The organism is Nonomuraea sp. NPDC004354, from assembly GCF_053602555.1.
Window position 1 is genome coordinate 196,246 of the sequence record NZ_JBSGDV010000011.1, and the last position, 11,691, is coordinate 207,936.

The 11,691-nt window shown below is 70.2% G+C and carries 10 protein-coding genes and 1 pseudogene; 8 read left to right on the plus strand and 3 right to left on the minus strand.

The genetic code is table 11. The features are described 5' to 3' along the window. Positions 1–30: 30 nt before the first annotated feature. Complete coding sequence (locus ACWENQ_RS27920) at positions 31–384, minus strand: carboxymuconolactone decarboxylase family protein (RefSeq protein ID WP_354917196.1); 354 nt, start codon at positions 382–384, stop codon at positions 31–33. 83 nt (positions 385–467) lie between these two features. Beyond that, positions 468–1,925 carry a glycosyltransferase gene (locus ACWENQ_RS27925; RefSeq protein ID WP_449926665.1) on the minus strand — a complete coding sequence of 486 codons (1,458 nt, stop codon included), beginning with the start codon at positions 1,923–1,925 and terminating at the stop codon, positions 468–470. Positions 1,926–2,093: 168 nt separating this feature from the next. On the opposite strand from ACWENQ_RS27925, the gene thrC reads away from it, so the two are divergent. The 3 genes from thrC (at position 2,094) to rho (ending at position 6,661) form a co-directional block, all read left to right on the plus strand. Continuing rightward, positions 2,094–3,134 (plus strand): threonine synthase, encoded by a 1,041-nt coding sequence (thrC, locus tag ACWENQ_RS27930; RefSeq protein ID WP_449926662.1) that lies wholly within the window; start codon positions 2,094–2,096, stop codon positions 3,132–3,134. Positions 3,135–3,255: 121 nt separating this feature from the next. Then, the gene (thrB, locus tag ACWENQ_RS27935) at positions 3,256–4,227 is read left to right on the plus strand and encodes a homoserine kinase (RefSeq protein ID WP_452416916.1); all 972 of its coding nucleotides are present in this window, start codon (positions 3,256–3,258) and stop codon (positions 4,225–4,227) included. A gap of 454 nt (positions 4,228–4,681) precedes the next feature. Beyond that, entirely contained in the window at positions 4,682–6,661 is a 1,980-nt protein-coding gene (rho, locus tag ACWENQ_RS27940; RefSeq protein WP_449926656.1) for a transcription termination factor Rho, read from the plus strand. Between the two features lie 233 nt (positions 6,662–6,894). On the opposite strand, the gene ACWENQ_RS27945 is transcribed toward rho, so the two are convergent. After that, positions 6,895–7,983 (minus strand): hypothetical protein, encoded by a 1,089-nt coding sequence (locus ACWENQ_RS27945; protein WP_452416918.1) that lies wholly within the window; start codon positions 7,981–7,983, stop codon positions 6,895–6,897. Positions 7,984–8,232: 249 nt separating this feature from the next. On the opposite strand from ACWENQ_RS27945, the gene rpmE reads away from it, so the two are divergent. The 5 genes and pseudogenes from rpmE to ACWENQ_RS27970 form a co-directional block, all read left to right on the plus strand. Further along, positions 8,233–8,448, plus strand: a complete 216-nt coding sequence (gene rpmE, locus ACWENQ_RS27950; RefSeq protein WP_354917212.1) for a 50S ribosomal protein L31 — start codon at positions 8,233–8,235, stop codon at positions 8,446–8,448. A gap of 93 nt (positions 8,449–8,541) precedes the next feature. Continuing rightward, on the plus strand, positions 8,542–9,594 hold the full coding sequence (gene prfA, locus ACWENQ_RS27955) for a peptide chain release factor 1 (protein WP_449926650.1): 1,053 nt from the start codon (positions 8,542–8,544) through the stop codon (positions 9,592–9,594). Next, a complete protein-coding gene (prmC, locus tag ACWENQ_RS27960) occupies positions 9,591–10,445 on the plus strand; it encodes a peptide chain release factor N(5)-glutamine methyltransferase (protein ID WP_354917218.1) in 855 nt (284 codons plus the stop codon). Before prfA ends, prmC begins: the two co-directional genes overlap by 4 nt. Positions 10,446–10,455: 10 nt before the next feature. Further along, positions 10,456–11,103 carry an L-threonylcarbamoyladenylate synthase gene (locus ACWENQ_RS27965; protein WP_354917221.1) on the plus strand — a complete coding sequence of 216 codons (648 nt, stop codon included), beginning with the start codon at positions 10,456–10,458 and terminating at the stop codon, positions 11,101–11,103. Positions 11,104–11,158: 55 nt separating this feature from the next. Further along, positions 11,159–11,691: pseudogene (locus ACWENQ_RS27970) on the plus strand (hypothetical protein); the annotation flags it as partial.

Consider the following 11,691-nt stretch of genomic DNA (forward strand, 5'->3'; position numbering starts at 1 on the left):
CCCTCTTTTCCCAGGCCAGACGCCTACTCGTCAGACCCCCAGCACCTGGAGGATCTTGTCGGCGCTCGAGACCACCTTGGCCGTGCCCACCACCGGCGCGACCGCGACGAGCGTCCCCCTGATCTCCTCCAGAGAGACGCCCATCTCACCCGCCGCGCCGACGTTCAGCAGGTAGGACGGCTGCGAGGCGTCCAGCGCGACGAGCGCGGCGATCCGCACGAGGATGTAGGTCTTGGGGTCGAGCCCGGACCGCTCCATCGTGTTGACCGTCATCTGGGTCAGCGTCTCCAGCACGGGCACGTCGCCCCGCGCGAGAGCCTCGAGTCCGTTGGCCGGTTCCCCCATGATCCTCACCTCGTTCGTCTCGTGCTTGTCCAGGTGCACGGGGGGAGGACCTGACGCTCGTTACGAAGCTACCCCGGCGGGAATCGGGACGAACCTGTCAGGCGGGACGCGGCCGGGGCGCCTCAGTTGGGTCGCAGCGCCGACCTGAGACGGCGCAGGAGGGTGCGCTCCTCGGGGGTGTCCGCCGGCGGGGTGGGCACGGGCGCGGGGATCGACACCGGCGCGGGCGGGGCGGGCGCCGGCCAGTAGCGGTCCGGGCCCTCACGCCTGATGCCGTGGGTGGCCTCGATGACCTCGTCGGGGTCGGTACCGGCGGCGGCCAGCAGCCGCGCGCGGCCCAGCGCCGACGTGCGCTCCAGCCGGGCCGTGCGCCCGTCGGGCAGGTCGACGACCAGCACGCCGACCAGGTCCTTCTGCACGGACTCGACCATCCGCTCCAGCGTGGCCCGGTGCAGCGGCACGTCGACGGGACCGACGTAGCGGAACGGCGTCGGCGAAGGCGTCGGCGCGGCCTCGTCGATGAGCCTGACGCGGTCGTCGTGCGCGTACAGCTCGCGCATCACCCTGAGCTCGAAGCAGGCGTCGCCGAGCACCGAACGCCTGCCCTCGTGCAGCCGCGACCACGGCCCGACGAGCGTCACGACCACGTCCTGCAGCTTGCCGTCGAGCGCCGCCGACACGGCCTGCCGTACCGTGGCCTCGCAGGTGTCGGTGACATCCAGGACGATCTCCACGTACGGCACCAGCCACCGCCTGCCCTTGTCCTTGCGCAGGTCACGGCGGAGCGGGATGCGGTGCGCGAGGAACGGCTCGACCACCCGCACCGCCCGTTCCCGGTCGCGGTGCTGCGCGGGCAGCCCCAGGTGCACGGCCCGCGCCTCCATCTCGGGCACGAACACCACGCCGTGCATGGCCAGCCGGTAGGCGAACTCGGTGTCCTCGCCGCGCAAGACGTGCGGGTCGAGGCCGCCCACCGCGTGGAACACCTCCCGGGGCAGGGCGAACGTCGGGCCCGTGCACACGTGGTAGGGATTGCGGCTCTTGCGCAGCCCGTCCGTCTTCTCGATCGTCGCCTCCGTCGAGCTGGGAAGCGCCGACGACAGGTCGAACAGCTCGCCCAGGTCCGTCGCGCGGCGGACCTGCTTCGGCGTCAGCGGCGGGGCCTCGACGAACCTCTTCATCCCGATCGACACCACGTAGTCCGACACGTGGTGCCATCTGGCCATCGCCTCGATGTGCTCGCGGCAGGCCACCATGTCGGCGTCGAGGCGCTGGATGATCTCGCCGTCGGCGGCCTTCACCCCGGTGTTGACCGCGTCGGAGATGCCCCAGCCGTCCGTCACGCGGACGATCCTCGTGTTGACCGGCCGGATCTCCGGCAGCCTGATCGGCGGCTCGCTGCCGTCGTCGACGACCACGACCTCCATGAGGTGCTCGGGATAGCTCTGCCCGGCCAGCGCGGCCAGGACGAGGTCGAGATGCGGGCCGCCGTGGGCGGGGACGACCACGCTCACCGACAGGGAGGGCGACCACGCGCCCAGCCGCGGCGGCGTCAGCGCGGAGTAGTCGTTCTGCCTCATCGCAGTCATGGTGTTTCCAGCCCTCCCCGTCCCCTGTGGGAGACCTTATCCGGGGTTGCTGGGTATTGGCGGAGAAGTCTGTCCAACAAGTGGACGTGCGTTCCGCCGGGCGAGCCGGGTGGCCGTAGACTCTGTGCCCAACACCGCAGGTAGTCGCAGGAGCACATCATGACCAGGGCATGGCGAGGCCTCATCGAGGAATACCGGGACCGGCTGCCGGTGAGCGACAAGACGCCCGTGGTGACGCTTCTCGAAGGCGGCACGCCGCTCGTCCCCGCCCACCGCGTCTCGGCTCTGACCGGCTGCGAGGTCTACCTGAAGGTCGAGGGTGCCAACCCGACCGGCAGCTTCAAGGACCGCGGCATGACCATGGCCATCAGCAAGGCCGTGGAGGAGGGCGCCAAGGCCGTCATCTGCGCCTCGACCGGCAACACCTCCGCCTCGGCCGCCGCCTACGCCGTACGCGGGGGGCTGACCTGCGCGGTGCTCGTGCCGCGCGGCAAGATCGCCATGGGCAAGCTGGCGCAGGCGCTCGTGCACGGCGCGACGCTGCTGCAGGTCGAGGGGTCCTTCGACGACTGCCTCGAGATGACCAGGAAGCTGTCGGAGAACTACCCGATCGCGCTGGTCAACTCGGTCAACCCGTACCGCCTGCAGGGCCAGAAGACGGCCGCCTTCGAGATCGTCGACGCGCTCGGGGCCGCCCCCGACATCCACTGCATCCCCGTGGGCAACGCGGGCAACATCTCCGCCTACTGGATGGGCTACCAGGAGTACGGCACCGCGCCGCGCATGTTCGGCTTCCAGGCCAGCGGCGCCGCGCCCATCGTCAACGGCGCGCCCGTCACCCACCCGCACACCATCGCCACCGCCATCCGCATCGGCAACCCTGCCTCGTGGAAGCTCGCCGAGGCGGCCCGCGACGAGTCCGGCGGGCTCATCCAGGCGGTGACCGACCGGCAGATCGCCGCCGCCTACAAGCTGCTGGCCCAGGAGGAGGGCGTGTTCGTCGAGCTGGCCTCGGCGGCCAGCGTCGCCGGCCTGCTCCACGCCCACGCGCAGGGGCTGGTCGAGCCGGGCCGGCGCATCGTCTGCACGGTCACGGGCAACGGCCTGAAGGACCCCGACTGGGCGATCTCGGGCGCTCCCGCGCCCGTCACCATCCCCATCGACGTCCACGCCGCGGCCTCCGCCCTCGGCCTCGAATGACCTTGTCCTCCCCTACGGCAAGCGGGCCCGGCGCCTCCGTGGTCACGGGGCGCCGTCCGCCGAAGGCGCGCCGCCCAGCAGGACTCCGGCGCCCGCCGTCACGGCGACCCTGAGGAGACGCATGACCGACAGCAGGGTGATCGTCCGGGTTCCGGCGACATCGGCGAACCTGGGTCCCGGGTTCGACTCCCTCGGCCTGGCGCTGAGCCTCTACGACGAGATCGAGGCGTCACTGTTCACGCCGCCCAGCGGGCAGCGCGTGGTGGAGGTCTCGGTCGAGGGCGAGGGCTTCGGCGAACTCGACCTCGGTGACGAGCACCTCGTCATCCAGGCCGTGCGCAAGACCTTCGACCGGATGAACGCCCCTCGGCCGGCGGGGATCCGCCTGCACTGTCGCAACCGCATCCCGCACGCCAGGGGGCTCGGCTCGTCGTCGGCGGCCATCTGCGCGGGCATCCTCGCCGCCAGGGCGCTGGCGGGCATGCCGTACACGGCCGAGGACGGCACGGCGCTCGGCTCTGAGCGAACAGCCGACCTGAGCGACGAGGCGGTCTTCGCGCTGGCCACCGAGATGGAGGGGCATCCCGACAACGTGGCCCCCTGCCTGGCGGGCGGGCTCACCGTCGCCTGGAGCGACCACGGTGGAGTTCCGCGTATGGTGAAACTGGTCCCCGACGCGAACATCAGACCTGTGGTGCTGATACCCGCCACGCGGCTGTCCACGGAGACGGCAAGGGGACTGCTACCCAAGGACGTGCCCCACACGGACGCGTCCTTCAACGCGGGGCGGGCCGCACTGCTGATCGCCGCCCTGACCCGGCTGCCCGATCGCGAGCTGCTGCTGGCCGGCACGGAAGATCGTCTCCACCAGGACTATCGCGCGCCTGCCATGCGGCGGACCGCCGATCTGGTGGAACGACTGCGTGCCGTGGGGGTACCCGCCGTCGTTTCGGGAGCAGGTCCCACAATTCTTGCGTTTTCGACACCGGATGCGCAGGATTTGATCGCGCCAGAAGTGGGTAATGACTGGCACATCCAGCAAATGGACGTCGACCACGATGGTGCGAGCGTTCAGTTCCCCGAGACACGCTGATGCCTCTTAGACCTTCAGGGAATAGCCGTGTGCGCTGGTGATGTTAGGCTGGTAGCCGCACCAGATGCCCCCTTGTTGGGTGCGTGCTTGTCAGCCACACATCGCTGCATCATGCTTCACGTCGCGAGGCGTGAGCAGCATGGCTGTCTCCCCGAATCCGTTCGCCCCGTTCGGCCCACAACCGGTCGGCGCGACGCGAGGCGGCGAATCCGGGGAAGTGCGCGTTCGAACCACCTCGACATCTGGCTGGCGACAGCAATCTGGGGGGTTCATTCCACGTGCCACTGTCCTGTGGCGGCCTGGACGAGCCCCTCCCCAACCGTGGCGGCCGTCCTGCGCGGCGGCCGAAGATCGCAAAGTGCACCTCGACCCGGTCTGTCCCGCCGGATCGACAGCACCTCCAGGACGATCGGCTGATCACGGCCGACGCCCGACCCCTGGGAAGGACCCTTAGTTGAGCGACACCACCGAACTCCTCTCCGACGCTTCCGGCTCCGCCGCGAGCGCGTCCGGCGACACCCCCACCCGCGCCCCGGCCAAGCCTCGCGCGCGTCGCTCCGGCACCGGACTGTCCGCGAAGGTGCTGCCCGAGTTGCAGAAGATCGCCGCCGAGCTCGGCATCAGCGGGACCGGGCGGATGCGCAAGAGCGAGCTCATCGCGCGTATCCAGGAGAAGCAGGGAGTCGGCGCCGGTGACAGTGCCCCGGCGCCCGCCGAGACCGCCGCGCCCGCCGAGGCGCAGCCTGTGGCCGAGCGTCCCGCCCGCAGCCGCCGGGAACGTTCCCGCCCTGCGCCGGCCGCCGAGCCCGTGACCGCCGCCGAGCCCGTGGCGGCCCCCGAGCAGCCCGCCGTGGCCGCCGCCGCGCCCGTCGTCGAGCAGCCGCAGCAGCCGGCCGTCGAGCAGGCGGACCAGCAGGCCGAAGGCCGCGCCGAGCGTGGCGAGAGCCGCCGCGAGCGCGGCGAGCGCCGCAGCCGCCGCGAGCGTGGCGAGCGCGGTGACCGCCAGGAGCGTGGCGGCGAGCGCCAGGAGCGTGGCGAGCAGCAGCCGCAGCGCACCGACCGCGGCCAGGACCGTCAGGACCGTGACCGTCAGGACCGTGACCGCCAGGACCGTCAGGACCGTCAGGACCGTTCGCAGGATCGCGTCCAGGACCGTTCGCAGGACCGTTCGCAGGACCAGCGCGGCGGCGGCGATGACGACGAGCGCGGGCGCGGCAGGCGCGGTCGCTTCAGGGAGCGCAACCGCGGCCGCGGCCGTGACCGCTTCGACAGCAACGAGCCCGTGATCGGCGACGACGACGTTCTCATCCCGATCGCCGGCATCCTCGACATCCTCGACAACTACGCCTTCGTCAGGACCAGCGGCTACCTGCCCGGCTCCAACGACGTGTACGTGTCGCTGGCCCAGATCCGCCGCAACGGCCTGCGCAAGGGCGACGTCATCACCGGCGCCGTCCGCCAGCCGCGCGACGGCGAGCGCAGGGAGAAGTTCAACGCCCTGGTCCGCCTCGACACCGTCAACGGCATGGACCCGGAGCAGGCCCGCAACCGGCCCGACTTCAACAAGCTCACCCCGCTCTACCCGCAGGAGCGGCTGCGCCTGGAGACCGAGCCCAACATCCTGACCACGCGGATCATCGACCTCGTGTCGCCGATCGGCAAGGGCCAGCGCGGCCTCATCGTCTCCCCGCCCAAGGCCGGTAAGACGATGGTGCTGCAGTCGATCGCCAACGCGATCACCCGCAACAACCCCGAGTGCCACCTCATGGTCGTCCTCGTCGACGAGCGGCCCGAAGAGGTCACCGACATGCAGCGCTCGGTCAAGGGCGAGGTCATCCACTCGACCTTCGACCGGCCCGCCGAGGACCACACGACCGTCGCCGAGCTGGCCATCGAGCGCGCCAAGCGCCTGGTCGAGCTGGGCCACGACGTGGTCGTCCTGCTCGACTCCATCACCCGCCTCGGCCGCGCCTACAACCTGGCCGCCCCGGCGTCCGGACGCATCCTGTCCGGTGGTGTCGACTCGACCGCGCTCTACCCGCCGAAGCGTTTCTTCGGCGCCGCGCGCAACATCGAGAACGGCGGCTCGCTGACGATCCTCGCCACCGCCCTGGTCGAGACCGGGTCCAAGATGGACGAGGTCATCTTCGAGGAGTTCAAGGGCACCGGCAACATGGAGCTCAAGCTCAACCGCTCCCTGGCCGACAAGCGCATCTTCCCCGCGGTCGACGTCGACGCGTCCGGCACGCGTAAGGAAGAGATCCTCATGGCCAAGGAGGAGCTCCAGATCGTCTGGAAGCTCCGCCGCGTGCTCCACGCACTGGACATGCAGCAGGCGCTCGAGCTGCTTCTGGAGAAGATGAAGGAGACGAAGTCCAACGCGGAGTTCCTCCTTCAGGTCCAGAAGACGACGGTCAGCTCCGACCGCGACTAGCGCGACGTCACGCGAAAGCGCCTCGGGTCTCGCACCCGGGGCGCTTTCGGGCTTCCAGGGCGCGTGCCGGGGATCGGGCCGCGCCGTGCGGACGGTTGCCGCCGGACCGTCCGCTGGGCTCTGCGGTTGCCGGCGGGGGTTCGGGCCCATCGGCCGCCGGACACAGGAAAACGGCCCGCCCCCTGGAAAGTGCCGTGAGGGGAGCGGGCCGTTCGTGCCGATCAGGGACGCCGTTACTTCACGTCCACGTACTCCTGGGCCGACCAGGAGCTGTACGTCTTGCCGGACGCCGGCACCTTGGCGCGCCAGTAACCGTCGTAACGCTGCTTGACCGCCTTGGTGTACTTGCCGGTCGACGTGGCCTTCGCGAAGCCCATGAACTTGTACGACTTGGTGCCCTTCTTCTTGAAGTACACCTCGACGACCTTGCCCGAGTACGCCTTGGTCCCCCGATAGACCTTGCCGTAGATCTTGAAGGCCTTGCCGGTCGTCGCCTTGTTCGGCGCGGTCAGCGTGATCTTCGACTTCGACTTCTTCGACGTTCCGCCGGCCGGCGCGTTGACGGTGAACGAGCCGACGCCCTTGAGGGTCTCGTTGCCGCGGCTCGCGGAGATCTCCAGCGTCCACGCGCCGGGCGCGCTGTCGTCGGTGAAGTAGACGGCGCCGGTGTAGTAGCCGTCGGTGTCGACTTCCAGGCTGCCGAGGTCGTAGTACTCGGAGGTGGTGTCGCTGACCATCTTGGCGCTGACGAGCGTGGCGTCCTTGACGGCGGCGCGGACGGAGACCTTGACCTCCTTGCCCTTGATCAGGTCGACCGGGTTGGGGGTGATGGAGGCGCCGGTGATTCCCTGCTTGGCCGCGACCTTGACGGTGAAGTTGTTCGTGCCGCGAGAGGTCACGATGGTCAGGGTCCAGTCGCCGGACGGGTCGTCCTTGGAGATGGTGAACTTGCCGCTGCCCGGCGCGGAGGCGGGGCGCGGCTGGTTCTCGCCCACGTGGGCGGGCGCGGTGTAGGAGACGTTCAGCGGCCTGGCGTTCTTGCCGGGCGGGGTGATGGCGGCCGAGCCGATCGTCACCTTGTCGGCGTCCGTCGTGGCGGCGGTGCCGGTGCCGAGCGGGTTCGACACCTGGAAGGTGAACGAGACCTCGATCTCCTTGTCAGCGGGCACGTACGCGTTGCCGACGGACACACTGGTGATGTCGTCGGCCACCGCGTGGACCGCCCGCGACACGGATGCGCTGGCCGAGGAGAGGCCGGCACCCCCGACGAGCACAGCCACCCCCGTTGCGGTCGCCAGCAGCAACCGCATCCTTCTTTTCATGTGATGGGGCCCCTTGCATCAGTTTGAAATGTAACAAAAGTTACGGTTTGGACACCGGAGCCTAGTGTGCCTGGTGTGACCCGTCCACAAGATCGGCGGGAATCGCTCGTGGCCTGGGATGGTTCAAGGATCTGGCACACTGGTAGCTGAACCGAAGCGGTACCGGTTCCCGCAGCGCGCGACCGACCGTGTGCGACCGCGCGCAAGCCGTACGGAGCGACCCGGCGACCGCATCTCGAAAGGACAGCCATGAAGCGCGACATCCACCCCGAGTACAACGTGACGCAGGTGACCTGCACCTGCGGCAACTCCTTCACCACGCGCAGCACCGCGAAGAACGGCGTCATCCACGCCGACGTGTGCTCGGCCTGCCACCCGTTCTACACGGGCAAGCAGAAGATCCTCGACACCGGCGGTCGCGTGGCGCGCTTCGAGCAGCGCTTCGGCAAGAAGGCCAGCAAGTAGCTTCCCTCACGCCGGCCCGGAGACGCGCGTCCGCGCTCCCGGGTCGGCGTTCGTGGTGAAGAGGGCGGCGACAAAGCGGAAGAAGGACGCACGGTGAATCTCGACGAACTGCTCGGTGAGTACGCCGAGCTGGAGCAGCAGCTCGCGGACCCCTCCGTGCACGCCGACCAGAACAAGGCCCGCACGCTCGGCAGGCGCTACCGTCAGCTGACGCCCGTCATCGGCACCTACCGGGAGCTCGAGGCCGTCCGCGACGACCTGGCCGCGGCCAAGGAGCTGGCGGCCGAGGACGCCGCCTTCGCCGAGGAGGCCGCCCAACTGGAGGAGCGCGTCCCCAAGCTGGAGGACAAACTCAAGCACCTGCTCATCCCGCGCGATCCCAACGATGACAAGGACATCATCATGGAGATCAAGCAGGGTGAGGGCGGCGAGGAGTCGGCGCTGTTCGCCGGCGACCTGCTGCGGATGTACCTGCGCTACGCCGAACGGGTCGGCTGGAAGACCGAGATCATCGACGCCCAGCACTCCGACCTCGGTGGCTACAAGGACGTCACGATCGCCATCAAGGCCAAGGGCGACGAGGGCGTCTGGTCGCGGCTGAAGTACGAGGGCGGCGTGCACCGCGTGCAGCGGGTGCCGGTCACCGAGTCGCAGGGCCGGATCCACACCAGCGCCACCGGTGTGCTGGTCTACCCCGAGGCCGAAGAGGTCGAGGTCACCATCGACCCCAACGACCTGCGCGTTGACGTCTACCGCTCCAGCGGCCCCGGCGGGCAGAGCGTCAACACCACCGACTCGGCGGTCCGCATCACGCACCTGCCGACGGGCGTGGTCGTCTCCTGCCAGAACGAGAAGAGCCAGCTCCAGAACAAGGAGTCGGCGATGCGCATCCTGCGCGCCAGGCTGCTGGCCGTGGCGCAGGAGGAGGCCGAGGCCGCCGCCCAGGCCGAGCGCAAGTCACAGGTCCGCACGATGGACCGCTCCGAGCGCATCAGGACCTACAACTTCCCCGAGAACCGCATCTCCGACCACCGCGTCGGGTTCAAGGCGTATAACCTCGACCAGGTGCTCGACGGAGAACTGAGCGCTGTCACCCAGGCCCTCATCGACGCCGAAATGGCGGAGAAGCTCGCACAACACTCATGACATTCCTGCTGGACGAGATCGCCCTCGCAACCGCTCGGCTGGCCGAGGCCGGGGTGCCGTCGCCGCGCACTGACGCCGAGGAGATCGCGGCGTTCGTCCACGGCGTGCGCAGGAGCGCGCTCCACACGGTCAAGGACGCCGACTTCGACGCCCTCTTCTGGGAGGGCGTGGCCAGGCGCGAGGCCAGAGAGCCACTGCAGCACATCACCGGCCACGCCTACTTCCGTTACCTGGAGCTGGCGGTCGGCCCCGGCGTCTTCGTGCCGCGCCCCGAGACCGAGGTCGTCGCGGGCTGGGCGATCGAGCGCCTGCGCGAGATGGACGTCGCCGAACCGCTCGTGGTCGATCTCGGCACCGGTTCGGGCGCCATCGCGCTGTCGATCGCGCAGGAGGTCGCGCTCGCCCAGGTGCACGCGGTCGAGGTCGACCCCGACGCGTACGGCTGGGCCAAGCGCAACATCGCCGAGCACGGCCAGGGCCGGGTCCACCTGCACCCCGAGGATCTCGCCGACGCGCTGCCCGAGCTGAACGGCAAGGTCGACCTCGTCATCTCCAACCCGCCCTACATCCCGCCCGGCGCGATCCCGCGCGACCCCGAGGTGCGCGACTACGATCCGGCGCGGGCGCTGTACGGCAGCGGCGCCGACGGCCTCAACGAGGTCAGAGCCGTCGAGCGTACGGCCCGCCGCCTGCTCAGGCCGGGCGGCCTGGTGGCCGTCGAGCACGCCGACGAGCAGGGCCAGGCCGTCTACCGGCTGTTCCCCGAGGACAAGGGCTGGCGCGACGCCCGGCTGCGCCAGGACCTCACCCGCAGGGACCGCTTCGTCACCGCCAAGTTCGGCCAGGAATAGGATGCACGCCGTGGGACGACGTTACGACTGCGCAGACCCCGACCAGCGGGCCGCGGGCCTGACCGACGCGGCTTCGGCCGTACGCAAGGGTGAGCTCGTGGTGCTGCCCACGGACACCGTCTACGGCATCGGCGCCGACGCCTTCACCCCGTCGGCGGTGACCGCGCTGCTCGAGGCCAAGGGCCGGGGGCGCGACATGCCGCCGCCCGTCCTCGTCGGCACCGTACGCGCGGCCAACGCCCTGGTGGAGGACCTCGGCCCGTACGGCCAGGACCTCATCGACGCTTTCTGGCCCGGCCCGCTGACGCTGGTGTGCAAGGCGAACCGGTCGCTGTCGTGGGACCTCGGCGACACCAAGGGCACGGTCGCGCTCCGGATGCCGCTTCACCCGGTCGCGCTCGACCTGCTGAAGGAGACCGGGCCGATGGCCGTCTCCAGCGCCAACCGGTCCGGCGCGCCCGCCGCGACGACCGCGAGCGACGCCGAACAGCAGCTCGGCGACTCGGTGACGGTCTACCTGGACGGCGGCGCGTGCGCCGACAACACGCCGTCGACGATCATCGACCTGACCACGGCGGTGCCCCGCCTGCTCAGGAAGGGCGCCATCCCGGTGGAGAAGCTGCGCGGCATCGTGGGCTACGTCGCCACCGACGATTGATGCCGTCTGTTTATCCCTGAGGCGGGGGGCTCCGCCTGCACCTACCGTGTGGCCCATGGGCTCGTTCGACGGTATGGATCCGACCCTGGTACGCGACCTGCTGGCCGAGGTACGGCGGGCCGCCGAGCAGATGCGCACGATCGAGGCCAGGGTCGGGCAGGTGACCAGGACCGCGGGGCTGGCGACACCCGCGACGCACCGGCCCTCGCAGGTGGCCGACGCGTGCGAGACCATGGCGCGCGACGTCACGGCGCGGCTCGCGCTGCTGGAGAAGAAGGAGGCCGCGCCCCGGACGGGGGAGCAGGCCAAGGACGTGTCGATGAACGGCACGCCCGCCTCCGGCAAGGATGAGGACCCGGACCGCGACCGCCCCACCCCGAAGGACTCGACGGAGCACCGCCCCTCTCCGAAGGAGCCGCGCGAGAGTCCCCACGATCAGCGGGACGTCGCCAGGGAGCCGCGGGAGGACCCGAAGGAGCGGCGTGACGTCGGCAGGGAGCCGCGGGAGGACCCGAAGGAGCGGCGTGACGTCGGCAGGGAGCCGCGGGAGGACCCGAAGGAGCGGCGTGACGTCGGCAGGGAGCCGCG

What these genes read in the sequence shown, in the direction of transcription:
- ACWENQ_RS27925 (WP_449926665.1), bottom strand. Translation starts at nt 1,925, where the DNA reads ATGAGGCAGAACGACTACTCCGCGCTGACGCCGCCGCGGCTGGGCGCG.
- thrC (WP_449926662.1), top strand. Translation starts at nt 2,094, where the DNA reads ATGACCAGGGCATGGCGAGGCCTCATCGAGGAATACCGGGACCGGCTG.
- thrB (WP_452416916.1), top strand. Translation starts at nt 3,256, where the DNA reads ATGACCGACAGCAGGGTGATCGTCCGGGTTCCGGCGACATCGGCGAAC.
- ACWENQ_RS27945 (WP_452416918.1), bottom strand. Translation starts at nt 7,983, where the DNA reads ATGAAAAGAAGGATGCGGTTGCTGCTGGCGACCGCAACGGGGGTGGCT.
- rpmE (WP_354917212.1), top strand. Translation starts at nt 8,233, where the DNA reads ATGAAGCGCGACATCCACCCCGAGTACAACGTGACGCAGGTGACCTGC.
- prmC (WP_354917218.1), top strand. Translation starts at nt 9,591, where the DNA reads ATGACATTCCTGCTGGACGAGATCGCCCTCGCAACCGCTCGGCTGGCC.